The sequence below is a fragment of the Halomonas sp. PR-M31 genome, assembly GCF_001039575.1.
GTDB lineage: Bacteria > Pseudomonadota > Gammaproteobacteria > Pseudomonadales > Halomonadaceae > Modicisalibacter.
Genome location: NZ_JIBT01000045.1, coordinates 39,191 through 65,399 on the forward strand (window position 1 = coordinate 39,191; position 26,209 = coordinate 65,399).

18 protein-coding genes and 2 pseudogenes are annotated in these 26,209 nt (G+C 58.2%); 16 read left to right on the forward strand and 4 right to left on the reverse strand.

Annotation, left to right across the window (positions count from 1 at the left end):
• Positions 1-6 precede the first annotated feature (6 nt).
• Positions 7-729: a 3'-5' exonuclease gene (locus CH74_RS12855; protein ID WP_048307990.1), complete on the forward strand. Its 723-nt coding sequence runs from the start codon at positions 7-9 to the stop codon at positions 727-729.
• Positions 730-748: 19 nt separating this feature from the next.
• On the opposite strand, the gene CH74_RS12860 is transcribed toward CH74_RS12855, so the two are convergent.
• From CH74_RS12860 to CH74_RS12870, 3 genes are all read right to left on the reverse strand, one after another.
• Positions 749-2,419 (reverse strand): BCCT family transporter, encoded by a 1,671-nt coding sequence (locus CH74_RS12860; protein WP_048307945.1) that lies wholly within the window; start codon positions 2,417-2,419, stop codon positions 749-751.
• Positions 2,420-2,554: 135 nt separating this feature from the next.
• Positions 2,555-4,216 (reverse strand): BCCT family transporter, encoded by a 1,662-nt coding sequence (locus CH74_RS12865; protein WP_048307946.1) that lies wholly within the window; start codon positions 4,214-4,216, stop codon positions 2,555-2,557.
• Positions 4,217-4,338: 122 nt separating this feature from the next.
• Complete coding sequence (locus tag CH74_RS12870) at positions 4,339-5,979, reverse strand: BCCT family transporter (protein WP_048307947.1); 1,641 nt, start codon at positions 5,977-5,979, stop codon at positions 4,339-4,341.
• A gap of 385 nt (positions 5,980-6,364) precedes the next feature.
• On the opposite strand from CH74_RS12870, the gene dnaX reads away from it, so the two are divergent.
• Genes dnaX through CH74_RS12900 form a run of 6 tightly spaced genes read left to right on the forward strand, consistent with a single transcriptional unit; the run spans position 6,365 to position 11,255 of the window.
• Positions 6,365-8,311 carry a DNA polymerase III subunit gamma/tau gene (gene dnaX / locus CH74_RS12875; RefSeq protein ID WP_048307948.1) on the forward strand — a complete coding sequence of 649 codons (1,947 nt, stop codon included), beginning with the start codon at positions 6,365-6,367 and terminating at the stop codon, positions 8,309-8,311.
• Positions 8,312-8,340: 29 nt separating this feature from the next.
• Entirely contained in the window at positions 8,341-8,667 is a 327-nt protein-coding gene (locus CH74_RS12880) for a YbaB/EbfC family nucleoid-associated protein (RefSeq protein WP_048307949.1), read from the forward strand.
• The gene (recR, locus tag CH74_RS12885) at positions 8,667-9,272 is read left to right on the forward strand and encodes a recombination mediator RecR (RefSeq protein WP_048307950.1); all 606 of its coding nucleotides are present in this window, start codon (positions 8,667-8,669) and stop codon (positions 9,270-9,272) included. The genes CH74_RS12880 and recR overlap by 1 nt, the downstream gene beginning before the upstream one ends.
• Positions 9,273-9,318: 46 nt before the next feature.
• Positions 9,319-10,485, forward strand: coding sequence for a ribonuclease D (gene rnd, locus CH74_RS12890; protein ID WP_048307951.1), 1,167 nt, complete (start codon positions 9,319-9,321; stop codon positions 10,483-10,485).
• On the forward strand, positions 10,485-10,775 hold the full coding sequence (locus CH74_RS12895; RefSeq protein ID WP_048307952.1) for a YcgL domain-containing protein: 291 nt from the start codon (positions 10,485-10,487) through the stop codon (positions 10,773-10,775). The genes rnd and CH74_RS12895 overlap by 1 nt, the downstream gene beginning before the upstream one ends.
• A 30-nt stretch (positions 10,776-10,805) precedes the next feature.
• Positions 10,806-11,255, forward strand: a complete 450-nt coding sequence (locus CH74_RS12900; RefSeq protein ID WP_048307953.1) for a YcgN family cysteine cluster protein — start codon at positions 10,806-10,808, stop codon at positions 11,253-11,255.
• Between the two features lie 18 nt (positions 11,256-11,273).
• Here CH74_RS12900 and CH74_RS12905 read toward each other — a convergent pair whose 3' ends face one another.
• The gene (locus tag CH74_RS12905) at positions 11,274-13,331 is read right to left on the reverse strand and encodes a S9 family peptidase (RefSeq protein WP_048307954.1); all 2,058 of its coding nucleotides are present in this window, start codon (positions 13,329-13,331) and stop codon (positions 11,274-11,276) included.
• A gap of 49 nt (positions 13,332-13,380) precedes the next feature.
• On the opposite strand from CH74_RS12905, the gene CH74_RS12910 reads away from it, so the two are divergent.
• From CH74_RS12910 to CH74_RS12950, 9 genes and pseudogenes are all read left to right on the forward strand, one after another.
• A complete protein-coding gene (locus CH74_RS12910; RefSeq protein ID WP_048307955.1) occupies positions 13,381-13,809 on the forward strand; it encodes a hypothetical protein in 429 nt (142 codons plus the stop codon).
• A gap of 13 nt (positions 13,810-13,822) precedes the next feature.
• The gene (locus CH74_RS12915) at positions 13,823-15,622 is read left to right on the forward strand and encodes a vWA domain-containing protein (RefSeq protein ID WP_053070761.1); all 1,800 of its coding nucleotides are present in this window, start codon (positions 13,823-13,825) and stop codon (positions 15,620-15,622) included.
• The gene (locus tag CH74_RS12920; protein WP_048307957.1) at positions 15,615-16,403 is read left to right on the forward strand and encodes a class II glutamine amidotransferase; all 789 of its coding nucleotides are present in this window, start codon (positions 15,615-15,617) and stop codon (positions 16,401-16,403) included. The genes CH74_RS12915 and CH74_RS12920 overlap by 8 nt, the downstream gene beginning before the upstream one ends.
• A 168-nt stretch (positions 16,404-16,571) precedes the next feature.
• Positions 16,572-18,253: pseudogene (locus tag CH74_RS12925) on the forward strand (AMP-binding protein).
• A 91-nt stretch (positions 18,254-18,344) separates the two neighbouring features.
• Positions 18,345-22,441 (forward strand): annotated as a pseudogene (gene hrpA / locus CH74_RS12930) (ATP-dependent RNA helicase HrpA).
• 60 nt (positions 22,442-22,501) lie between these two features.
• A complete protein-coding gene (locus CH74_RS12935) occupies positions 22,502-23,629 on the forward strand; it encodes a beta-ketoacyl-ACP synthase III (RefSeq protein ID WP_048307958.1) in 1,128 nt (375 codons plus the stop codon).
• Complete coding sequence (locus CH74_RS12940; RefSeq protein WP_048307960.1) at positions 23,626-24,381, forward strand: VacJ family lipoprotein; 756 nt, start codon at positions 23,626-23,628, stop codon at positions 24,379-24,381. Before CH74_RS12935 ends, CH74_RS12940 begins: the two co-directional genes overlap by 4 nt.
• A gap of 13 nt (positions 24,382-24,394) precedes the next feature.
• Complete coding sequence (locus CH74_RS12945) at positions 24,395-25,573, forward strand: PP2C family protein-serine/threonine phosphatase (RefSeq protein ID WP_048307961.1); 1,179 nt, start codon at positions 24,395-24,397, stop codon at positions 25,571-25,573.
• A complete protein-coding gene (locus CH74_RS12950) occupies positions 25,560-26,078 on the forward strand; it encodes an STAS domain-containing protein (RefSeq protein ID WP_048307962.1) in 519 nt (172 codons plus the stop codon). The genes CH74_RS12945 and CH74_RS12950 overlap by 14 nt, the downstream gene beginning before the upstream one ends.
• Positions 26,079-26,209: the final 131 nt, after the last annotated feature.

The window sequence follows — 26,209 nt, forward strand, 5'->3', positions numbered from 1 at the left end:
CAAAATATGACGTCGTTTCTTACAAAAAGGCATGATCAGACAAGTTGGACGGACTACATGGCAAGCCGCGCCCAGATAGCGCGCAATCCTTGTCTTCAGCGTTTTTACACCGCCGGTGTTCCAGATCCTCGAACGCCCATCCGAGATGTGCCATTAGTGGCGCTGGATCTGGAAACCACCGGGCTCGATGCGGTGCGCCACGGCATCGTCAGCGTCGGCGCACTGCCCTTTACACTGCAGCGCATTTCTCTTGCCCAACGTCACTATTGGGTGGTGCAACCCCGCCAGCCGCTGAGCGAAGAATCCATTACCTATCACCATATTACCCACTCCGAGATCGAGACGGCGCCGGATCTCGGCGACATACTGGCGGAGCTGCTGGAGGTGCTCGCAGGCAGTCTGGTGGTGGTGCATTATCGCAACATTGAGCGCCCCTTTCTTGATCGTGCGACCCGTACCCGGATGGGCGAAAATCTGCTGTTTCCCATGATCGATACCATGCAGCTGGAGGCACGGGTGCATCGCAAACGGCGCTGGGCCTGGCTGAAGCGGCTCAGCGGGCGTCCCTCTGCCTCGTTGCGCCTGGCGGAAAGCAGAGAGCGCTATAACCTGCCGTTCTATACCGGACACCATGCGTTGCTGGATGCGCTGGCCACGGCGGAGCTGTTTCAGGCCCAGATCGCACGACACTATTCGCCGCACACCCCGATCAGTGATCTGTGGTGCTAGAGCTACCCTGCTAAGGCGCTCAGTGGCCTCGCGGCTCCCCACGCAAGCCCTTCACGATGCCAAAGCAAGCCGCCAGCAATACCAGGGCGAAGGGCAGGCCAGTCGCCACCACCATGGCCTGCAGCGCGTTGATCCCCCCGCCCAGCAGCAAAGCGATGGCAATCAGCCCCTCAATAATGGCCCAGAAGACGCGCTGGATGGTAGGAGCATTGATCTTGCCGCCGGCGGTGATGGCGTCTATTACCAGCGAGCCTGAATCCGAAGAGGTCACGAAGAAGATCAGCACCAGCAAAATGCCGATGGTCGACGTTATCGTGCTCAAGGGCAGTTGCTCGAGCATCACGAACAGCTTGAGTTCCAGCGCTGCGTCCTGCACGGCGGTATAGCCACCGATGACCTGGTCGATGGCAGTACCCCCGAAGGCACTGAACCAGACGATGCAGGCAAGCGATGGCACCACCAGCACGGCGATCAAAAATTCGCGCACGGTGCGCCCGCGGCTGACCCGGGCAATGAACATGCCCACGAACGGCGACCAGCTGATCCAGAAAGCCCAGTAAAAGGCATTCCAGCCCTGGCTATAGTTGAGATCGTCTCGGCCAAAGGGATTGGACAGCGCCGGCAGATAGGTGAAATAGGCTTTCAAGTTGTCGAACAGGCCGGTGGCGATGGCCAGGGTCGGCCCGGTAATGACGACGAAGACCAGCAGCAAAAGGGCCAGGATCATGTTGACCTCGGAAAGCCGCCGTACGCCTTTATCGAGCCCCGCCAACACCGAGATCAGCGCGATGGCGGTGATGACGAGAATCAACGTGATTTTGGTGACATTGCCCCCGGGCGCGCCAAACAGATAGTTGAGCCCCGCCGTGGCCTGCTCGGCGCCAAGGCCCAAGGCAGTCGCAAGCCCGAATAGGGTCGCGAATACCGCTAGTATGTCCACGATGTGGCCCGGCCAGCCCCATATCCGCTCGCCCAGCAGCGGGTAGAAGAGCGAGCGCATGGTCAGGGGCAAGCCCTTGTTAAAGGTGAACAGCGCCAAGGCCAAAGCCACGACGGCGTAGATGGCCCAAGCGTCCAGGGACCAGTGCAGGAGTGCTGCGGCCATGCCCAGTTTCGCCGCCACCTCGGGCTGGCCCTCGGCGCCGCCCAACGGCGCCCAGTCGGTACGAATGCCCTTATCGCCGACGCTTGTGCCATCAAGTGCTGCGGAGAAATGCGTCACGGGCTCCGATACGCCGTAGAACAAGAGGCCGATGCCCATGCCCGCGGCAAACAGCATGGCGAACCAGCCCAGATAGGAATGATCCGGTCGCGCATCCGTGCCGCCCAGGCGCACCTTGCCATAGGGCGAAAAGATCAGCCCGAGGCACAGCACCAGGAAAATATCCACGGACAGGATGAAAAACCAGGTCAGGTTTCCAGTCAGCCAGCTTCTCAAACCCTCGAAGATCGGGCCTACCTGATCTTGAAAGGCTAAGGTCAACACCAGGAAGATGACGATGATCAACGCAGAAAAGCCGAACACTTTGCTGTGAATATCAAGGCTGATGCCGGCCCGGGCGCCTTGAAAATTGTCCTGACCGATGACGTAGTCCGTATCGATCAGCTCAGCTTCGCCTGAGGGGGCGGGAATACCTTCCTGTTGCGTCTTGGCACCTGCATCGTCCGTGCTGCTGGCAGTGGTGGTCATCGAAAACTCCATGAATAAAGCGAGATGATTAGACGGTTGTCAGGGTACTTGGCCCGGGCAATAAACGAAACGCTCCGCGGCCAGACATGAAAACGACGGCCCTGAGACCGTCGTTCAAGTAACGCAAGTCGTTGCTTAATCACGCGGCTCGCTCATCAGCCCCCTGACGATGGCGTAGCAGCAGGCGAGCAGTACCAGAGTGAAAGGCAGTCCTGTGGAGATGACGCCTGCCTGAAGCGCCGTCAAGCCTCCGCCCAGCAACAGGGCAATGGCAATGACGCCTTCGATGATGGCCCAGAAAACGCGCTGTATTCTGGGGGCGTTTACTTTGCCGCCGGCGGCAAGGGAGTCGATCACCAACGAGCCGGAATCCGAGGTGGTGGTGAAGAAGACGATGACCAGCACGATGCCCAAGAACGATGTGATCGACGACAAGGGCAGTTGTCCCAGCATGACGAAGAGCTGCAGTTCCAGCGCCGCGTTCTCAACGCCCTCGAACCCTTCAGTAACGACCTGATGAATGGCGGTATTGCCGAAAGCGGTCATCCAGATGATCGACACGATCGACGGAATCAACAGTACGGCAATCAGGAATTCCCGCACGCTGCGGCCCCGGCTGATGCGAGCGACGAACATGCCGACAAGCGGCGTGATGCTGATCCACCAGGCCCAGTAGAAGGCGGTCCAGTCTTGAACGAAGCCGCTGTCGTCGCGGCCGAAGGGATTGGACAGGGCCGGTAGATAGGTCACATAGGACGCCAGGTTCTTGAAGAAACCGCTGATGAGATACAAGGTCGGCCCCACGGCGATCACGAATACCAGCAGCAGAAACGCTAGCACCATATTGACCTGGGAAAGACGCTGTACGCCCTTGTCCATGCCCGCCAGAATGGAGAGCAGGGCGATGGCGGTGATACCCATGATCAATAGCACCATGGTGATGTTGTTGTTTGGAATACCGAACAGATATTCCATGCCCGCGGTGGCCTGAGACGCGCCGAAGCCAAGAGATGTTGCCAGACCAAACAGAGTCGCGAATACCGCCAGGATATCGACGATGTGTCCCGGCCAACCCCAAATGCGCTCTCCCAGGATGGGGTAGAAGATAGAGCGCATGGTCAGCGGCAGCCCTTTATTGAAGGAAAAAAGCGCCAGCGCCAGAGCGACTACCGCATAAATGGCCCAGGGGTGCAGACCCCAATGAAAGATAGTGGCGGCCATGGCCAACTGGGTGGCTTTGGCGGAGTCACTAGATGCTGCGCCCAGCGGTGCCGAATCCGTGCGCAGGCCATTTTCCGTGACAATACCGCCAGAGGCGTCGCTGAAATGAGTGATCGGCTCGGCGACGCCATAAAATATCAAACCGATGGCCATGCCTGCGGCAAATAGCATGGCGACCCAGCCGGTGTAGCTGAAATCCGGTTTCGCGTACTTGCCGCCAAGCCTGATCTTGCCATAGGGCGAAAAGATCAGGCCGACGCACAGCACTACGAAAATATTCGCGGACAGCATGAAGAACCAAGCTAGATTGCCGGTCAGCCAAGCACGCATGCTGCTGAAAACCGGCTCGACCTCGTTTTGAAACGCCAAGGTGACAGCGACGAAAAACACCACCATTAAAGACGATACGAGAAAAACCTTACCGTGCAGATCGACGTTCACGCCAAATTTTCGGGCCGTGACGTTGTCCTGCCCGATCACGTAATCAGTATCGATGAGATTGGTGGGGCCTTCCGGGGTAGGAACGCCTTCAGTGCTTTCATCGTTCGTCGAGGAAGAGGATGATTTATTGCTCAAGGGCGTCGTCTCCTTGTCGTTTGTACAAAAAATTGCTTGCGTGGGATATGCAATGAAAAAGTATAACCAAAAAGGGCAGGGCTTTTTCTTACAAAGCCCTGCCCCTGCATGCTACGAACCTGTTAGCTACGTGGTTCGCTCATGAGCCCCTTGACGATCGCGTAGCACCCTACCAGCAGAATCAGGGCAAAGGGCAGTCCGGTGGTCAGCACCGCTGCCTGCAATGCCTCCAGGCCACCTCCCAGCAGCAGCGCGATGGCGATCGCCCCTTCAATGAGCGCCCAGAAGATACGCTGAGACTTGGGTGCGTCCACCTTGCCGCCGGAGGTGATGGAGTCGATGACCAGGGAGCCGGAGTCCGAGGAGGTGATGAAGAACACCATGACCAGCACGATGCCGACGAAGGACGTGATGGCCGACAGTGGCAACTGGCCCAGCATCTCGAACAGCTGTAGTTCGACCGCGGCATCCGCGACGCCCTCGAAGCCCGAGGTGTACTGCTCGATGGCGGTACCGCCGAAAGCGGTCATCCACAGTACCGACACCAGCATCGGTACCAGCAGTACGGCGATCAAAAATTCACGCACCGTGCGGCCGCGACTGACCCGGGCAATGAACATGCCGACGAAGGGCGACCAAGAGATCCACCAGGCCCAGTAGAACGCAGTCCAGCCCCCTACGAAATCGCTATCCTCGCGGCCGAAGGGATTGGATAGCGCCGGCAGATCCTTGAGATAGGAGAGCAGGTTTTCAAAGAAGCCGGTAGCGATCATCAGGGTAGGGCCGACGACGATCACGAACAGCAGCAGCAAGAACGCAAGCCCCATGTTGACTTGGGAAAGACGCTGAACGCCCTTGTCCACACCCGCGACCACGGACCCCAGCGCCACGAGGGTAATGCCTATGATCAGCACCACCATGGTGAGGTTGTTGTTGGGCGTGTCGAACAGATAATGCAGCCCCGCGGACGCCTGGGCGGCTCCCAATCCTAGCGAGGTGGCCAGACCGAACAGGGTGGCGAATACTGCCAGGATATCGATGACATGCCCCGGCCATCCCCATATGCGCTCTCCCAGAATGGGATAGAAGATAGAGCGCATGGTCAGCGGTAGCCCCTTGTTGTAGGAAAAAAGCGCCAGGGCCAGCGCGACGACTGCATAGGTCGCCCAGGGGTGTAAGCCCCAGTGGAAGATGGTAGCCGCCATGCCAAGCGAAATGGCACCCTGTTGATCGCCCTGAGCGCCGCTGAGTGGTGCACCGGCACTACCTTCAAGCGCGGTATTGAAGTGGGTCAGCGGTTCTGCCACGCCGTAGAACATGAGTCCGATACCCATGCCTGCAGCGAACAGCATGGCAAACCAGCCGGCGTAGCTGAAGTCCGGCTTTGAATCGGGCCCACCCAGTCGAACCTTGCCTAAAGGAGTGAAGATCAAAACCACCGTCAACAGTACAAAGACATTGGCGGCAAACAGGAATACCCAGCTGAGATTCCCGGTCAACCAGGTTCTCGCACCGTTAAACGCCGTTCCCATCTGGTCCGGCAGAACCAACGTGATGACGACGAAAAACAGCACCAGCAGCGAAGACACCATGAAAACCTTGCCGTGAAGGTCCAGATCGATGCCGAGCTTTCTGGTTTGAATGTTGTCCTGACCGATCACGTAATCGGTGTCGATCAGATTTGTTGGGCCCTCTGGCGAAGGGATGCCTTCCATTCCATCGCCGGAGTCTGGTGTATTGCCTGGATCAGAATTGTTCCCCATTAGCATTCTCCATTGTTATGGATTTGATTCTTAGCTGTGAATTCGACTCTCAAGGCCATACGAAGATACGGAAGCAGCAGCGACTGACGACAGGTGGCTGCTGAGCAGACATGATGACATGAAATCATCACAATAAGTGCACGCTTACGGTTAAGCGCCTGTTGAACAAATGCGAGAAGCGGACAATTATGCGGATTTTTCAGCCCTTATTCAAAAGTATCCGGATCAGCAACCGGCAGGTTCGAACGCAGCTGGCGCACCATGTGCGCTGTTTCGCGACCTGGCGTTGCGCTTTGCGCGACTCTTCCCAAGGGCTAGAATGTAAACCGGAAGTCGTTCCTTTTTCGGCAAATCCATCATTCTTCCCGCAAGGAATCCGCGCTCAATGAGCTATCAGGTACTGGCCCGCAAATGGCGCCCGCGCACCTTCCATGAGCTGGTAGGCCAAGAGCATGTGCAGCGTGCCCTGGTCAATGCCCTGGATCAGGGTCGGCTGCACCATGCCTACTTGTTTACCGGTACCCGCGGCGTGGGCAAGACGACCTTGGCCCGTATTCTGGCCAAGTGCCTGAACTGCACCGCAGGCGGACGCGGCGATGAAGGCGTGACCTCACGACCTTGCGGTCAATGTGATAGCTGTCGTGCCATCGACGAAGGCCGCTTCGTCGATCTGATCGAGGTGGACGCCGCCTCACGCACCAAGGTCGAGGATACGCGAGAGTTATTGGACAACGTCCAGTACGCCCCGGCCCAGGGGCGCTACAAGGTGTATCTCATCGACGAGGTGCACATGCTCTCCACCCACAGTTTCAATGCGCTGTTGAAGACCTTGGAAGAGCCGCCGCCCCATGTGAAGTTCCTGCTGGCTACCACGGACCCGCAGAAACTGCCCGTTACGGTGCTGTCTCGCTGCCTGCAATTCACCCTAAAGAACATGTCGCCGGAGCGCATCGTCGAACATCTGGACCGGGTATTGACCGCCGAAGACGTGACCTTCGAGCAGGATGCCCTGTGGCTGCTGGGCAAGTCAGCAGACGGCTCCATGCGCGATGCCATGAGCCTCACGGACCAGGCTATCGCCTTCGGTCAGGGAACGGTCACGCGCCCGGACGTGGCCGCCATGCTGGGCACGCTGGATCAGCGCATGCTGCTGGCGCTGGTCGAGGCGTTGGCTGACGTGGACGCAGCGCGGGTGTTGAACGAGATTGCGGCCTTGGCGGAGCAGGGGCCGGATTTCGCCGGTGTGCTGGACGATTTGACCGGCGTTTTTCATCGTCTGGCCATTGCACAGATGGTGCCGAATGCGCTGGACAACGGCCATGGTGACCGGGATGCTCTGCTTGCCCTGGCGGCCCGTTTCACCGCCGAGGACATACAGCTTTATTACCAGATTGGTCTGCAGGGCCGAACCGACATGGAGAGCGCACCGGATGCGCGCACTGCGCTTGAAATGACACTGCTGCGCATGCTGGCGTTTCGCCCTCAAGGCGTTCCCAAACCGGCCCAGACGCCGCTGCCGCTTCGCGGTGAATCGAGCCAAGCTCAGCCGGCTCCCGCTTCCTCATCGCCATCGCTTCAGGAAACACCTTCTTCCATGCCCTCTGCGGCGGAAAGCGCCGTGGGCGGCGAGCATGAAAGCGTTCAGCATGACGAGAACGGCCAGGACGCCGACAATGCTCACCAAGCGGATGAATCGCAGGATTTGCCCCCCTGGGAAGCCTTGCCGACAGCCCCACCAGAGTATGCTGACGAACCCTTGCAGGCAGTCGAAAAAGAACCGGTCGAAGAGCCAGTGAAAGAACCGGTACCGGTAGAAGAGCCTGGAGAAGAACCTGCCAAGGAAGAACCGGTAAACGAAAAGCCGGTAGAAGAGGAGTCAGCAGAAAAGGCAACTCAATCGCAGCAAGAACCTATATCGCCTCAGGTACCGGATGCATTGGATCATGATGCCTGGCTGGCCCTGTTTCCGCGCTTGACGCTATCCGGCTTGACTCGCAATCTGGCGGCCCACTGCATTCTGGATGAGGACGATGGCACCCAGGTGCAGCTGCGACTCGATCCGAGTCAGGCGGCAATGAATGCGGATATTCATGTCGAGCGCATTCAGCGGGCCCTTTCCGAGATCGGGATCGAACGACGCCTGAGCGTGGAGCCCGAGGCCATCCCCGATAACATAGAGACGCCTAAGTTGCGCAACGATCGCGAAACCGCGGAGCGACACACGATAGCGGTTGAAGCGTTGCGTGGCGATCCCCACATCCAGCAGTTGGAGCAGGCATTTGGCGCTCGTCTGCTGGAGCAGACTGTTGCGCCTGCGGCGCAGCCCGATTGATTTTATAAACAACCCCTAGAGGTGACAGCATGTTCAAGGGCGGAATGGGTAACCTGATGAAGCAGGCCCAGGAAATGCAGGAAAAGATGCAGCAGGTGCAGGAGGAGATTGCCCAGGCTGAAGTGCTTGGTGAAGCAGGTGCGGGCATGATCAAGGTCACCATGAACGGTCGCCATGACGTGAGCAGGGTCGAGATCGATCCCTCTCTCATGGAAGAAGACAAGGAAATGCTCGAAGATCTACTGGCCGCTGCGGTCAACGATGCGGTGCGCAAGGTCGAAAGCGCCTCCAAGGCCAAGATGGAAGAGGCCACTTCCGGCTTGAACTTGCCCCCCGGCTTCAAGATGCCGTTCTAATGGGGTTTTCGCCGCTGGTCGATCGGCTGCTTGAAAGCCTTAGAGTACTTCCCGGTGTGGGACCGAAGACCGCTCAGCGCATGGCGCTGCATCTGTTGGAGCGTGATCGCGAAGGCGGGCAGCGGTTGACGGAGGTGTTGGCTCGTGCATTGACGGAGGTTGGCTATTGTCAGCGCTGCCGGACCCTCACGGAAGAAGATATCTGTGCACTGTGCAGCAGTTCTCGCCGGGACGAGGCGTTGCTATGTATCGTCGAGTCACCGGCGGACATGCTCGCCATCGAAGAAGCGGGGGGGTATCGTGGCCAGTATTATGTGCTGCATGGTCATCTTTCCCCGCTCGATGGCATCGGCCCCGAAGACATTGGGCTCGACCGGCTCGATGGGCGTCTTGATGAGGGTGGGATCGAAGAGGTCATTCTCGCGACCAACCCTACCATCGAAGGTGAGGCGACAGCGCATTATATCGCTGAACAGCTACGCGAGCGGGGCATTCGCATGTCACGGTTGGCCTATGGAGTACCCATGGGCGGCGAGCTGGAATATGTCGACGGTGGCACCCTGAGTCGTGCCTTTAATGGCCGTCTGCCCTTTGGCGGCGAATGATTCGCCCCATTCACAACAAGTATTCATATAGATAACTGAAGTCCACATGTCGCCAATCCCTGCGTTAACTCCTGCACTACACTGGATCGATACCCCGGACGCTCTTGAGCAAGCCTGTCAGGCACTTTCTGGCGCGCAGTATCTAGCCTTAGATACCGAGTTCATTCGCGAATCCAGTTTTCATCCGGTGCCCGCCCTTGTTCAATTGAGTGCTGGAGACGAGGTTTATCTGATCGATCCCCAGGCGCTGGCACCTAATGCGGCCCTCATGCAATTGCTGGGACCGAACGGTCCGCTCAAGCTGCTGCACGCCTGCGGTGAGGATCTGGAAGTGTTGTCCCATTGGGCTGGCGCGCCGGTGGCGCCTTTGATCGATACCCAGCTGGCGCAGGCGTTGTTGAGCGAAGATGCGGCCATGAGCTATCAACGTCTGGTGGAGCGCTGGACTGGCGATGTGTTGGCCAAGGACGAAACCCGTTCCGATTGGCTGGAACGACCCCTCAGCGACGCCCAGTGTCGCTACGCGGCCCTGGACGTGGCCTATCTGCCCATCATTTGGCCCCGGCAGCGGGAAGCCCTGATGGAGCTGGGTCGCCTGGAGTGGCTCGAAACGGACTGCGCCGCACTGATAGCCCAGGCAGGCCGCGACCCGGTCGAAGACAGCGAGTGGTATCGCCGCAATCGGCAGCTATGGCGTCTCAACCCACGCGCCTCGGCCACTTATCAGCAGCTGACCGTCTGGCGGGAAGCGGAGGTTCGAGAGCGTAACATGCCGCGTAACTGGCTGGTCAGCGACAAGATTCTGTTCGCCATTGCGGAAGCTCAACCGCGCAATCGCTACGAATTGGCTTCCGTGGAGGGGGTCAAGCCAGCCATGGTCAAGCGCGAGGGGGATGTGCTGTTGGCGATAGTACGCAGTACGGCGGATCTGACATCGCAGCAGCTTCCCAACCCTTTGCCTTCGCCCCTGACGGGTCCTTTCAAGCGCCGACTCAAAGCGCTCAAGCAGGTCGTTAGCGATAAGGCTCAACGGCTTGGGATCGCCGCCGAGATATTGGCGCGTCGCCGCCAGCTCGAAGAACTGGTGATTGCGGATATGAAACGCCTGCCATTGCCCCTTCCATCCGGATGGCGTGGGGAATTGCTCAATGACGCTTTCAAGCATGCGCTAGGCGATAGTAAGGCTGATCGTCACGCTGTGGGGGGTGGCTGATGCGCAGATTGGTGTGTGAGATTTTCAAGAGTTCGCGCAAGGAGGAGATGTATCTATACGTCGATAAGCTTAGAGGTCTCATCGACGTGCCAGAAGCGCTGCTAGAAGGCTTCGGCAAACCTATATCCGTCATGACGCTGCTGCTTGACGAAGACAAGAAACTGGCTCGCGTTGACGCTGTCCGGATAATGAAAGCCATTCATGAAAAGGGCTTCTATTTTCAATTGCCTCCTGCCAAGGAGGAGTATCTACTCGATTTGTACCGCACGCCCACCGAAGCGCGATACTAAGCGCTTGGGTAGCTGCGATCAGGAGGCGACATGCGTGAACGTTTCTGGGAGCGCTTTTCTTTGGAGGAGCTGGACCATGAGGAATGGGAAGCGCTATGCGATGGATGCGGACGTTGCTGTCTGATCAAGCTCGAGGATGAAGACAGTGGCGACGTCCTTACCCTGGACGTTGCCTGCAAACTGCTCGATACCCAGCAATGCCGCTGCCAGGATTACCCCCATCGTTTCGCTCGCGTACCTGCCTGCACTCAAATGAGCCTGCAGACCCTGCGTGATTTTCATTGGCTGCCGGACACCTGTGCCTATCGCCGGCTTCATGAAGGACGAGGCCTGGCAGATTGGCATCCGTTGATTTCAAAAACTTCAAAAAGTGTGCATCGCGCTCGGGTCAGCGTCGCCCATTTCGCTGTTTCCGAGCGCGATGTTTCCGAGGACAAATGGGAAGATCATGTCATCGCCGTGCTGCCTTGCGAGGATTGAAAACAGCGTCCTTTTGGTTCAGGCAGCCACTTCTGACAATCCCAGTGCCCAGAGAATGAATCCGTCCTGACGCGCATTGTCCCGCCACGCCTTGAAGCGACCGGACGCACCGCCATGACCCGCTTCCATGTCCGTGTGCAGCAGTACCGGCCCTCGTGCCGTATCCAGTTCCACCAAGCGGGCATAGAGCTTGGCCGGTTCCCAGTACGGGACCCGCGAATCATGCCAGCTGCCTTGCAGGAACACCGCCGGGTAAGGCTGGGTCGTCAGATTGTCCAGGGGGGAGTATGCTCGTATACGTCGCCGGGCCTCCGGCTCCTCGGGGTTGCCCCATTCGGTATATTCCGCGGTAGTCAAGGGGAGATCCGGGTTTTCCATGGTGCGCAGCACATCGACGAAGGGCACATCGAGCACCGCGGCACAAAATGCCTGGGGGTCAAGATTGAGACTGGCCCCCACCAGCAGGCCGCCTGCGCTGGCGCCATAGGCGGCAATACGCTCGCCGTCCGCCAGGTTTGCCTCCACCAGCGCGTGACGTACCGCCAGGAAGTCGTGAAAACTGTTTTCCTTATGCTCGAGCTTACCCGCCAGATACCAGGGCTCACCGCGATCACCGCCGCCTCGCACATGGGCCACTGCAAACGCCATGCCCCGGGACAAGAGCTCCAGGCGCGAGACCGAAAACCAGGGATCGAGCACTTCGCCATAGGCGCCATAGCCGTACAGCAGTGTCGGGAGCGGTTTCTTTCCGAGTAAATCCCGGCGGGCTACCACGGATACGGGAATACGCTCTCCGTCCGGTGCCGTGGCCCAGTGTCGCTGGCAAACAAGCTGCTCCGGGAGCAGATCGCCATGAATCGGCATGGCCTTGAGCAGGCGTCGTTCGCCACTGTCCAGATCCTGCTCGATCCAGCGGGGTGGCAGGGTAAAGGATTCTTCTCTCAGCCTTAACTTTCTGGCGTCGAAATCCGGCGTGTCTCCCAACATCAGGCTGCAGGGCGACTCCGGCAGCGGCAAGCGATAATCCTTGTCGAGGGTATGACAAGAATCGAATTCCATGACCCGAAGATGCATCTGCGCTTCATGATGGTCGCGCTCGGCGATCACCAGACCCCAGTCGAAGGCATCGATGTCTTCCAGGGTATGGGTTTGCCGATGGGACAGCAGAGGTTGCCACTGATCGGGATGATCCTCCGGGGCCACATCGAGCCGAAAATGGGGCGCTTCGCGATTATGCAGGACATAAAAGTGGCCAGGGCGATGGTCGATGCCATACTCCACGCCGCTTTCCCGGGGTTTTACGCAGCGGGGTGGCGTCTGGGGCGAGTTGGCGGGTATCAGGTGACACTCCGAGGTGTCCTTTGACGCGGTTTCCAGTATCAGCCATTGACGCGAGCGGGTCTTGCCCATGCCGACCCAGAATTCCGGATCGCTTTCTTCGAAGACCAGCCGGGAATTTTGGGTATCCAGCATGAAACACCAGACGCTGGCGGGGCGCTGAGTTGCATCGTAGCGGGTATACAAGAGCGTGCGATCATCCTCCGCCCAAGTCAGCTCCGGGCCAATATCACGTAAAAGCTTGCGCGGCGTCCCGCCCGGCAACTGACGCAGGTAGAGATCGAAATACTCGTTCCCTTGACTGTCCTCGGTCCAGGCAAGCCACTGCTCGTCCGGTGAAATGGCCATATCGCCCAGTTCGAAATAGGATTGCTCCGCCGCTCTTGCCTCGAGATCGAGCACCGACTGTCTGGCGGTATCATCATCATTGGGGTGGCGCCACCAGTGTGAATAGTCCGCGTCCGGGGCGGTCTCACTCCAATAGGTATAACGTTCTAGCGGGGTTTTCAGACCGGTAACCGCAAGCTCGCGTCGTGCCAGATGCCCTTGATAAAGGTCCTCGATCAAAGGCTCGAGCGGGGCCAGCCACTTGGCACACTGGGTGTTGGCATTCTCGAGAAAATCGATCACTCGCGAATCGTCCCGATCTTCGAGCCAATGCCAATGAGGATCTTCGGCGCGTTTGTAGCGCGTGACAGATGAGCAGTGTGACGGGCGAATCGGCGGCTGTGCTTTCATTGGACGCGGTGTACCATGATCAACGAGTTCAGGACAAGGAAATAAAGTGATGTTGATATCCGACTCCATGCCATTGCTATGGCTGAGTTATCTTGCATTGTCGCTGTTTGTACTAGTGACTGGCTACCTCGGGATTCGCTGGTTGCCTCGATTACCACGTTTTGCAATCACTGGGTTGGTGGCAGGCCTGTTATGGATGCCTGCCGGATTCACGCTGTCTCGAATCGAGGGTCAAGACCCCTACGAAGGCTTGGCACCGGCAGTGGTGGTGAGCGGTATTGCGTTTTTGCAGAATGCGTCAAAGACCTTCGGTAGTGCCTTGGTGCTGTTGTTGCTAGGAGCCGGGCTTGGAATCGCGCTGGGTGCCTTACTGTGGGGATTTCTGCGTCAGCGGCGTTCTGGCACACAACAAGAACACGCTCGGCAGGATCGTCCACAGGCCACTTCCTCGCAACGACGAGATCCGATGGTGAGTTGAGAGGACAATGACGATGCGCTTACTGGTTGCCGGAATGTTGATGTTCTTCCTGCTCGTAGCTTCGGGTAGCTGGGCTCAGGAACAGGACAAGAAAGCTATCGAAAAGGACGACGATGCCGACGTGCGCCTGGTCGTCGATGTGTCCGGCAGCATGAAACAAAACGACCCCAATCGCCTGGGAAATAGCGCTCTCGAGTTATTGGTCTCTTTGCTACCTTCAGGAGTTACCGGCGGGCTATGGACGTTTGGCAGCGAGGTGAACAACCCGCTGCCTGCCTCGACGGTCGATTCAGCGTGGCGCAAGCGTGCATTGGCGTTAAAACCTGCCTTGTCCAACTATCAGCAGTTCACCGATATCGAGCGTGCGGTACGAGAGGCGGTCAAGGCAGGCGCGAACGGAACAAGACGAAATCTGATTCTGTTCACCGATGGCGTCGTCGATATTCCTGCTAATGGCAATGATAAGCGCCAGCAGGACGCCGCTTCTCGCAAGCGACTGTTGAATGAGTTGATTCCTGAACTCGCCCAGGAAGGCGTCGTCATTCATACCATCGCCTTCTCACCGGATGTGGATCAGTCCCTGGCGCAGCAAATGGCGGGGGAAACGGGCGGGCTTGCAGTAGTCGCCGAATCTCCCGAAGCATTGTTGCGTGCCTTCCTGGACGTGGTCGATCGTATCTTTCCTGTCGATCAAGTGCCCTTGGAAGACGGTCGCTTTGCCATCGATGAGCAAATCGACGGCTTCTCGGCTCTCTTGTTTCATGGACCCAATGCATCGGCGCTGACGCTGATAGGCCCTGACGGCGAGCGTTATACTGCGGGCGATCATCCTGATAACGTTCAATGGCAGGCGCAGAATCGCTTCGATATCATCACCGTACCGCAACCGGAGACAGGACAGTGGCGCATTGAAGGTCCTGTCGGAGAGGGTAGCCGTATCAATATCGATTCATCTCTGTCCCTGCGCAGCGCCGAATTGCCCACGGTGCTTTACATGGATTTCGTCACTCGACTCGAAGCCTGGGTGGAAGGACAGGGCACTCTTAAAAAGCCAAATGGTAAACCCGCCGATCTGACACTTCGTGCCGAGCTTGCAAACGCGCAAGGGCAAACCGTTCGCACGGTGCAACTGACCTCAGACAACGGGCATTTTTCAGGAAGCCTGCCAGCACCGGATTTCGTCGGCAACGCGCGGTTGTCGTTGATGGCAAGCAGCGAGGGTTTCCAGCGTTTGCGTCAGCAAGCAGTCAATGTACTGCCGGCGGTCAGCGCTCAGGTCGATCAACCGGCCACTCAGGTCAAGCTGCAAGCGGAATATCCGCTTCTAAGCGATGACAACACCCGTATAAAAGCACGGCTGCAAGGTGAAGAGCTGCCCGTGGTTACCGTCGATTCGACGGAGTGGCGCATCGACTTGCCGGAGCTTGATCCGTCTATCTCATTGCCGCTTCGTTTGACGGCTACCGCAACCCTTGGAAGTGAAACCCGCGTTCTCGAATTACCGGCATTGACCCTCAATGATGATGCGCGCAGGGGCTTGGGGGATGCTAGCCTGGATCGCCAAGGGCTCAGCGGCGAACGTATGGAAGAAACACCCACTGACGCCAAACCGGATGCCACCTTGGCGGAAAAGCTCAACGCGAAGCTTAGCCGTATCGCCAACACGGTGCCGCGCCTGTTGCGAGACCATTATGACGATCCTGCAGGATGGCTGGCGATTGTCGCTGGCATCATTTTGCTGTGTATCATTGCATTATGGCGCCGCCACGCCATTCATCGGCGGCGTCAGCAAAGAGAGGAGCCGCATGTGTGAATTGCTTGGCATGAGTGCCAACGTACCCACTGACATTTGTTTCAGTTTCAGCGGTTTCTTGCGTCGTGGCGGGGACACTGGACCCCATGGCGACGGCTGGGGAATTGCCTTTTATGAGCAGGGAGGCTATCGCGAGTTCAGGGACCCCCATCCTTCCTCCGCATCGCCCATTGCTCGCTTGATCTGCGATTACCCGATCAAGTCGAACATCGTGATCAGTCATATCCGCCAAGCCAACGTCGGCGCTGTCGGGCTGGCCAACACCCACCCCTATACCCGGGAAATGTGGGGACGCCAGTGGTGCTATGCCCACAACGGTCAGCTCGAAGGATGGCAGGCGCTTGAATTATCGTTCTACCGCCCGGTAGGCAGTACTGACAGCGAACATGCGTTTTGCTGGCTGTTGGGCGAGCTGCGCCAGCAGTTCCCGGAGCCACCGGAAGATCCGCAACCCCTGTGGGCAGCGCTTCATCGGCTGTGTGAACGATTGAGAGCTCTAGGCGTATTTAATCTGCTCCTTTCCGACGGTCGGCATCTTTACTGTTTCTGTTCCACGAAGCTCGTCCATATCACCCGGCGAGCGCCTTTCGGTAAGGCCCAGCTGCGTGACGCGGATCTTGTCGTCGATTTCGTCGAACACACGACCTGCAATGACATCGTATCGGTGATTGCAACGGAAGCGTTGACCGACAACGAGGCGTGGATGCGAATGGCGCCCGGGGAGTTGCTGGTATGGCATCAGGGAGAGGTATTGGCCCGTTATTCTACTGCGGATCTATAGAGCAGATAAGTTGTAAACCATAGTTTCAAGCGGGTGTTTTAACGTAGTCGACGCTGGTAGGCTTATGTCAAACGCTAACGCTTCTGCCAAATGCGCTTTTCAAACGCCGGCTGGCCGGGGCAACAACAAGAAATCGCTGACGAGCGACAGAACCGCGGAGAGTTGACCATGAGCCAGCCCACCACTGAAACCATCCTGTCGGGTCCATCTCTGAAGGGAATGGACGCTTACACATCGGTGATGGATATCTTTCATGCCTCGATCAAGCGTTTTTCCGACAAGCCCGCTTTCAGCTGCATGGGAAAGTTGTTGACCTATCGGGAGCTGGAGCTTCTTTCGGCGGACTTCGCCGCCTGGCTACAGCATGAAACCGATCTCGAACCTGGCGACCGGATTGCCATTCAGTTGCCCAATGTCCTGCAGTTTCCAGTAGCGGTCTTCGGCGCGCTGCGTGCCGGTCTGGTGGTGGTCAATACCAACCCGCTCTACACGGAGCGGGAAATGCAGCACCAGTTCAGCGACTCCGGGGCCAAAGCAATCGTCATTCTTGCCAACGTCGCGGACAAGCTGGAGCGCATTATCGAACGTACCGAGATCAAGCACATAGTCGTCACCGAGATTGGTGACCTGCATGGCTTCCCCAAGCGTCAGCTGATCAACGCCGTAGTCAAGCATGTCAAGAAGATGGTGCCGCGTTACTCGCTGCCCGGACACATCGGCTTTCGCCAGGCCTTAGAGAAAGGCCATGGGCTCGAACATAGCGATATTTCGCGTAACCTTGAGGATACCGCAGCGCTGCAATACACCGGCGGCACTACCGGTCTTGCCAAGGGGGCGATGCTCACCCATACCAACCTGATCGCCAATATGCTGCAGGCGAGGGTGTTGATGTCGGGCATATTCGAGGAAGGCAGCGAAACCATCGTGGCGCCGTTGCCGGTCTATCACATCTATACCTTTACCGTGAATTGTCTGCTGATGATGGACACGGGTAACCACACCGTACTGATCACCAATCCACGGGATATCAATGGCTTCATCAAGACGTTGAAATCCACCAGGTACACCGGCTTCGTCGGCCTCAATACCCTGTTCAACGCTCTGTGCAACCGGGATGAGTTTCGCGCCCTGGACTTCTCTTCCTTGAAACTGACCATCTCCGGTGGCATGGCGCTGACCAAGGCTGCGGCCAAGCGCTGGGAAGAGGTGACTGGCTGTGCGGTGACCGAAGGGTATGGACTGACGGAAACCTCGCCCATCGTTTCCTTCAACCCGCCGGAAGCGATTCAACTCGGCACCATCGGCAAGCCGGTATCCGGAACCTCGGTCAAGGTCATTGATGGGGATGATAAGAGCCTGCCCTTTGGCGAGATGGGGGAGCTGTGCGTGAAAGGCCCTCAGGTGATGAAAGGCTACTGGCAGCGCCCGGCAGAGACTGCAAGGTGCTCGACGATGAAGGATGGTTGCGGACCGGCGATATCGCGGTACTCCAGGATGATGGCTATATTCGCATCGTCGATCGCAAGAAGGACATGATCATCGTCTCCGGTTTCAACGTCTATCCCAATGAGGTCGAGGACGTGGTGGTGGCCCATCCCGAGGTGATCGAAGCCGCCGCGGTCGGCGTGCCGGATGAGACCAATGGCGAAACCATCAAGCTCTTTGTGGTGGCACGCAGCCAGAATCTGGACGCGGAGACGCTACGTGCCTGGTGCCGCAAGGAGCTTGCCGCCTACAAGGTGCCCAAGCTGATCGAGTTTCGCGATGAGCTACCTAAGACCAATGTAGGCAAGGTACTGCGGCGAGAACTGCGTGACGACAAGGGAGAAACAACCCTATCGCCACGATGAACAGGATCGATTAGGCTACCCCGCCATCCAAGCGATATAATGTGTCTTTTGCCCCGGCATCGCCGGGGCAAACTGTCTCATATCATCTTCAATGAGGTTGTCCTTGAGCAGCACGCTCTCATCGTCTTCCACTGCTACCCAACACGCCGAACTGATTGCCTTAAAAGCGCAACTCGACGACTGCCTGTTACAGGATGCCTTGAAATTCAAAGGCCGCTTGGACGGGCTCGAGCGCCGTACTCGGCAAGGCAAGCCCGTGGATCGAGGGCTCGCGGAGATCAGTAAACGACTGCAGGCCTCCCAGGAAAAACTCTCCCTGCGGCGCAGCCAGACCGTCAGCTTGAACTATCCGCCGGCGCTGCCTGTCGTCGAGCATCGAGATGAATTGCTTAAGGCACTCGAGTCTCATCAGGTCGTCGTGGTGGCCGGGGAAACCGGTTCCGGCAAGACCACCCAGCTACCTAAGATGTGTCTGGAGCTTGGCCTGGGTCGGCGTGGTTTGATCGGGCATACCCAGCCACGGCGTCTGGCGGCACGCTCCGTGTCCACCCGGTTGGCGGAAGAGCTGGAAGTTTCCCTTGGGGAGCAGGTGGGTTATCAGATCCGCTTCACGGATCAGACCAACGAGCGCACTCTGATCAAGCTGATGACCGATGGCATCCTGCTGGCGGAAACTCAGCAGGACCCGGATCTCAGCCGCTATGAGGCGATCATCATCGATGAGGCCCATGAGCGCAGTCTCAATATCGATTTTCTGCTGGGCTATCTCAAGCGTCTGATGACCAGACGCCCGGATCTCAAGATCATCATCACCTCGGCCACCATCGATGTGGAGCGCTTCGCTGCGCATTTTGCCACTCCTCAGCCTGGGGGCGATCCAGCACCAGCACCGGTCGTTCAGGTATCCGGCCGCACCTATCCGGTAGACGTCCACTATCGGCCCCTGGTGCGTGACGCGGACGATGAAGAGGACCGCACTCTGCAGGAGGGAATTCTGCATGCCATGGAGGAGATCGAGGCCGTCGAGCGAGAAAAGCGCTGGCTTAATGGCCCGCGGGATGTGCTGGTCTTCCTGCCCGGTGAGCGGGAGATTCGGGAGACCGCAGACACGCTGCGTCGCGCGGATCTCAGGCATACGGAAGTGTTGCCGCTTTACGCGCGATTGTCGAACGCGGAGCAGAACCGGGTGTTTCAATCCCATACCGGGCGACGCATCGTGCTGTCGACCAACGTGGCGGAAACCTCCCTCACGGTGCCAGGAATTCGCTATGTGATCGATCCCGGACTGGTGCGCATCAGCCGCTACAGCTACCGGGCCAAGGTGCAGCGCTTGCCTATCGAGCCGGTGAGCCAGGCCAGTGCGGATCAGCGCAAGGGCCGCTGCGGGCGTATTGCCGAAGGACTGTGCATTCGTCTATATAGCGAGGAAGATTTCCTCGCCCGGCCCGAATTCACCGAACCGGAGATTCAGCGCACCAATCTGGCCTCGGTCATTTTGTCGATGCTTTCCCTGAAGCTGGGAGACATTGCCGCGTTCCCCTTTGTCGATGCGCCGGATTCCCGCTTTATCAAGGACGGTTTTCGCCTGCTGTTCGAGCTGGGGGCGGTAGATGAGGGCAACCGTTTGACGAAGACCGGGCGTCAATTGGCACGTCTACCCATCGATCCGCGTCTGGCACGGATGGTATTGGCCGGTGCCGCAGGGGAGTGTCTGCGGGAGGTGCTGGTGGTGGTCAGCGCGCTATCGGTACAGGACCCTCGGGAGCGCCCGGCGGAGAAGCGTCAGGCCGCGGATCAGGCCCATAAGCGCTGGGAAGATCCGGACTCGGATTTCGTCGCCTGGCTCAATCTATGGGCAGGGTTCGAGCGCGCACGTGAGGATCTTTCTGGCAACCAGCTGCGGCGCTGGTGTCGTGAGCACTACATCAATTACATGCGGGTGCGGGAATGGCACGATACCTATCGCCAGCTGCGCCAGCTGCTGCGGGACATGGACATTCATCTACCTGCGGCGCCTCGGCCCGTGGCTGTCGATCCCGACAAGGCGGATGAAGCGGATCGCACCGCGCTCAAGCAGCAGCATATCCGACTGCATCAAGCGTTACTGACCGGACTCTTGTCGAACATCGGCCAGTTCATCGAAAACCGGGAATATCTGGGGGCGCGCAATCGCCGCTTCATGATTCATCCGGGATCGGGACTGGCCAAGAAGACGCCGAAATGGATCATGGCCGGGGAGCTCGTCGAAACCTCGCGTCTCTTTGCACGCCAAGCGGCGCGCATCCAACCGGAGTGGATCGAGCCGCTGGCAGATCAGTTGACCAAGCGCAGCTACAGCGAACCCCACTGGGAAATGAAACGCGCCCAGGTGGTGGCCTTCGAGCAGGTGACCCTGTTCGGGCTGCCGATCGTTTCCCGGCGCAAGGTGCACTACGGCCCGATTGCGCCGCAAGAGGCGCGGGAGATCTTCATTCGTCGCGCGCTGGTCGAAGGCGAGTATAGGACCAAGGCCGAGTTCTTTTCTTTCAACCGGGCACTGATCGATGAGGTGGAAAACCTTGAAGATCGGGCGCGAAAGCGCGATATTCTGGTTGATGAAGAAACACTGTTCGATTTCTACGACCAACTTCTGCCCGAGGGTATTGTCAACGGCAAGGGATTCGAGCACTGGCGGCGTAAGGCCGAGGCCGACGATCCGAGTCTGTTGAAGCTCGACAAGGCGACGCTGCTTGCACGCAGTGTCGACGACATCAGCGCCGTTCAGTACCCGGATACGCTGGTATTGAACGGTGTGAGCTATCCGTTGAGCTACCATTTTGCGCCGGATGCCGAGGATGATGGGGTGACCATGACCGTACCGGCTACGATGCTATCGCAACTGCCGCGCCATCGGCTCGATTGGCTGGTGCCGGGGCTGCTGCGGGAAAAATGCATTGCGCTGCTCAAGTCGTTGCCAAAATCGGTGCGCCGTCAGGTCGTGCCCATTCCCGATTGGGTCGATGCGGCACTGGCGACTGTGGCTCCGGCTAACGTGCCGTTGACCGAGGCGTTGGGCGAGTTCCTGCGGGTCAAGACCGGGCTGAGGCTGGCACCGGAGGATTGGCGCAGGGAGCAGCTGCCCCCTCATCTGAGCATGAATCTCAAGGTGGTGGATCACGAAGGTAACGTCCTTGGACAGGGCCGCGATCTATCGGCTCTCGAACGTCGCTTCTCCGAGGCAGCCAAAGCCGGCGCTCAAGCATTGAGTGAAACCGCCGATGCGACTGAAGAGGTCGATGGATTGCCGGCAACGCCCCTGGCGGAGTCCTACTCAACGGTTCAGGCGGGCATCCAGGTGGCGGCGTACCCCGCGCTGGTGGAAACCAAGTCGCGAGCTGGCCTTGACAAAAGCAGTGACAAGAGCAGTAACAAAAGCTCTGACAAGAACGGCGACAAAGCCCTGGTCATCGCGCTGTTCGACCATCCAAATCGCGCCCGGCAAGCGCATAGACAGGGCATTAAACGCTTGGCCATGCAGCGCCTGCCGGACCAGGTCAAGGCGCTTACCCGGCTCAGAGGATTGGATCGGTGCGCGTTATTGTTTGCCAAGGTAGGTAGCAAGGCGCAGTTGATCGAGGACCTGGTGGAGGCGGTGTTTCTGCACGAGATCGCCTTCGATCCGCTGCCGCGCTCCCAGGAAGCCTTGGACGCTCGCATAGAGGAGTGCCGCAATAAGCTAGTGCCTACGGGGAGTCGCTGATCGCTACGCTGCAAAAAGCATTGGAAGGGCATCTGGCAGTGACCCAGGCGCTGAAAGGCAATCTCAGCATGGCGCTGGCATTGGTGTATGGGGATATCAAAGCGCAGATGCAGCGGTTGGTGTATCCCGGCTTCATCAGTGACGCCGGCGATTGGCTCAATGAGTATCCGCGTTATATGCAGGCGGCTCAGATTCGTCTCGAGAAAGCGCCCCGAGAGCGTATGCGCGATCAAATGATGATGCAGCAGGTGCAGGATTTCGAGTCACGTCTGGCCAATCGTCGCAAGGCGCAGCAGCAAGATGGTGATCAGATGTTTGCGCTCGATGAGTTTGGCTGGTGGCTCGAAGAGCTTCGGGTATCGCTATTCGCCCAGCAGTTGGGTACTCGTGAACCGGTTTCGGCCAAGCGTCTCGAACGTCGCTGGGCCGAGATTGCCGGTCGGGGATGATAAAGAAATCTTGAGGATAGACGCGACGGCTACAGGCTAGACGCCGCCAGGAGAGAGCCAATGACACAAGCGGTGATTACCGGTACGGGCCTTTACACCCCGGAGCATGCCATCGATAACGATGCGCTGGTTGCCTCCTTCAATGCCTGGGTCGATAAAGAGAATGCGCGCCACGCGGATGCCATCGAGCGGGGCGAGCGAGAGCCGCTTGTTCATTCCAGTACGGAGTTCATCGTCAAGGCCTCAGGGATTCACAGCCGTTACGTGCTGGACGCCAAAGGCATCCTCGATCCTGAGCGCATGCGACCTCGTTTGTCTCAGCGGCGCAACGACGACTACTCGATTCAGTGTGAAATGGGGCTTTTGGCGGCTCGGGAGGCCCTTGACCGGGCCCAGGTAGAAGCCGGTGACATCGATCTGGTGATCGTTGCCTGCTCCAATTTGGAGCGCTCCTATCCCGCGGTAGCAGTAGAGCTGCAAGCAGCCCTGGGCGCCGGGGGCTATGCCTTCGACATGAACGTTGCCTGCAGTTCCGCCACCTTCGCCATCGAAACTGCCGCCAATGCCATCGGCAATGGCAGCGTACGGCGAGCGCTGGTGGTCAACCCGGAAATCTGCTCCGCGCATCTTAATTTTCGCGACCGGGATAGCCATTTCATCTTCGGCGATGCCTGTACCGCCATCGTCATCGAAGCCGACGACGTGGCAATCGCGACGTCGCGTTTCGAAATTCTTGGAACCCGTTTGGTCACCCGGTATTCGAATGCCATTCGCAACAATGCCGGCTTTCTCAATCGAGTGACGGACAGCGATCCTCTTGCTGAAGACAAGCTGTTCGTGCAGGAAGGGCGTCGGGTGTTCAAGGAGGTGTGCCCCATGGTGGCAAAACTCATCACAGAGCAGCTGGCCTCTTTGCAGATAAGCGGTGATCAGCTGGCGCGGCTATGGCTACACCAGGCCAATCGTCATATGAACGACTTGATTGCACGGCGAGTATTGGGCACAGATCCAACGCCGGGGCAAGCGCCTATCATTCTCGATCGCTATGCCAACACCAGCTCGGCAGGATCGATCATTGCGCTGCATTTACATCACGATGATCTGGCGGATGGCGCCTTGGGTATCGTGTGCTCCTTCGGTGCCGGCTACAGTGCCGGCAGTGTCCTCCTACGTAAGGCAAAGAAATGAAAAACCATAGTAAATTATTGACGGGTCTAGTGATGGGGGCATTGCTTACCGGTTGCGCCAGCCAAGGCGCGCAACAGGAAAAACCCGTCGACCCTTGGGAAGGGTTCAACAGAAAGGTGTTCGTCTTCAACGACACCATCGACCGCTATGCGTTGAAGCCCGTTGCTCAGGGCTACGACAAGATCACTCCCCAACCTATTCAAACCGGCGTCGGCAACTTCTTCTCCAACCTGGGGGAGCTTCGTACCGTGCTCAACAGTGTGCTGCAGTGGAAATGGGGCAATGCCGGTGTCGCCTCGGGGCGTTTTCTGGTTAACACGACCCTGGGTCTGGGCGGGGTGCTGGACCCGGCCAGTCGCATGGAGTGGATGGCACGCACGGAGGATTTCGGCCAGACCCTTGGGACATGGGGCGTAGCGGAAGGCCCCTATGTGGTGCTGCCCATACTCGGTTCGAGCACCGTCCGAGATACGACAGCCCTGCCGGTAGACTGGTACAGCTACCCGGTTACTTATATCGACAACGATCCGACCCGCTATGGACTGCGCTTTCTCCAGGCGGTGGACCTGCGCGCCAGCCTGCTGGAGCAGGAGAAGCTGATTCGCGGTGACCGCTATATATTCCTGCGGGACGCCTATCTGCAGCGGCGTCGCTTCGAGGTGAACGATGGCAAGTCGGGAGCCGACCCGTTTGCAAGCGACGACTTTGACTTCGATGACAGCGACTTCGACGACAGCGATTTCGCCGACTAGGATAGAGGCCATCATGGCTCGCTCGAGCGTTTCCATCGCCATTCTGGATCTGCCTGGCATCGAACGTGATGCCCTGGCACGTATGATCGACGCCCAGGGTTTCGATGTCATCGTGCCGGAGAGTGACCAGGAACTGCCTGCCGAAACGGCGCTGGTCGTCGCTCACGTGCGAGCGGTAGAGAGCGGGCAATGGCCGACACTGATCGAATGGTGGTCTGTCATTGCGATCGCGGATGCTCAGGCGGGTACCGAGCTTGATGAGGCGTTTGCTGCAGGAGTGCGGGAGTATCTGCTTGATCCGCTACATCATGCTGTGTTGCTGGAGCGTCTGATCGTCAACGCATTGGCTCGTCATGCAGCGGACACCAGGCAAGTGCAGGATCACGCGGAGCTGGTCGAGCAAAACGAGGTTCTTCAGACGCATCTGGCCATGCTAAGGCTTGATCAGCAGTCCGGAGGACAGATACAGCGCAAGCTGCTGCCAGCGATGCCGCAAACGATCAATGGCGTGCAATGTACATACTCTTTGACGCCGTCGCTTTACCTTTCCGGCGATTTTCTGGATTTTCAGCGCATCGACGAGCGCTACAGCGTATTCTATTTTGCCGATGTGTCAGGACATGGCGCCTCGTCAGCTTTCGTGACGGTACTGCTCAAGTATCTTTGCAACCGATGGTTGCAGGAGCGGGGCAGCCAGGCGCCGTCATCCTTGCCCTCGCTATGGCTCAAAAAGCTCAACGATGAGTTGCTGGACACCGGCATCGGTAAACATGCGACCGTCTTTGTCGGCGTCATCGATCGTGAACTGCGCTATCTTCACTATTCTTTGGGTGCACAACTGCCCATGCCCATGTTGATCAGCAAGAAGGCGCTGGTGACGCTGGAAGGCGAGGGTATGCCGGTGGGCCTGTTTCCAGGTACCGTTTATCCTTCCTATGGGTGTGAGCTACCTGAAAATTTTTGCCTGTGGCTATGCTCGGATGGGGTATTGGAATGCTTATCTGGCAATAGCATCGAGCAGCGTCTCGAGGAATTGCACTCGCGAATAATTCATTGTTCTGACGTCACGGCACTGCGAGTAACGCTGGGCGTAAAGGCCGCCGAGACCGATAGCGGCACTTCGGAACATCAGTCTCTTCCGGATGATCTAACCATTATGAGGCTAAGCGGATTCGATCATGATAACCCATGAAGGGCGGCTGAAAGCGGCTTTCGATGATGGTGTGTTTGTTCTAAAGCTATGCGGCGACGTTCGTTTGACCCTTTGCGCCACCCTGGACAACCAGGCTCAGCGCCTGGCGGCCACTCCAGGGCTCAAGAGCGTGATCATCGATCTGCGCGAGGCATCCAACGTGGACTCCACGGCGCTGGGCTTTCTTGCAAAAGTCGCTATAGCGGTTCAAGGACGCATCGAGTACCCCCCGACGATCGTCGCGGATCATCCCGACATACGTCGCCTGCTCGATGTTATGGGATTTGCACGCTATTTCATTTTGACATCTTCGCCCATTGGCGAACCCGAAAAGCTGAAGGATCTACCCCGAGTCGAGGCAGACAAGGAGGAGCTGCAGCAGCGAGTTCTCGAATCCCATCGCATTCTCATGCGCATGAGCGAGCACAATCGAAAGGAGTTTCAACCCCTAGTGGAGCTACTCGAGGCCGAAGAGATCAAGTCGACTCATGGCGCGCCACACTGACGAGACCTCGCCTGCAAGACCCAACGACACAGCAGCCCCGTGCAATATAACATTCACGGATTTCAGACAGCGGAAGCGATAGGCCATCGCTTCCGCTGTTCTGTTATTATCGGCGGTCCTTTCATTTATCC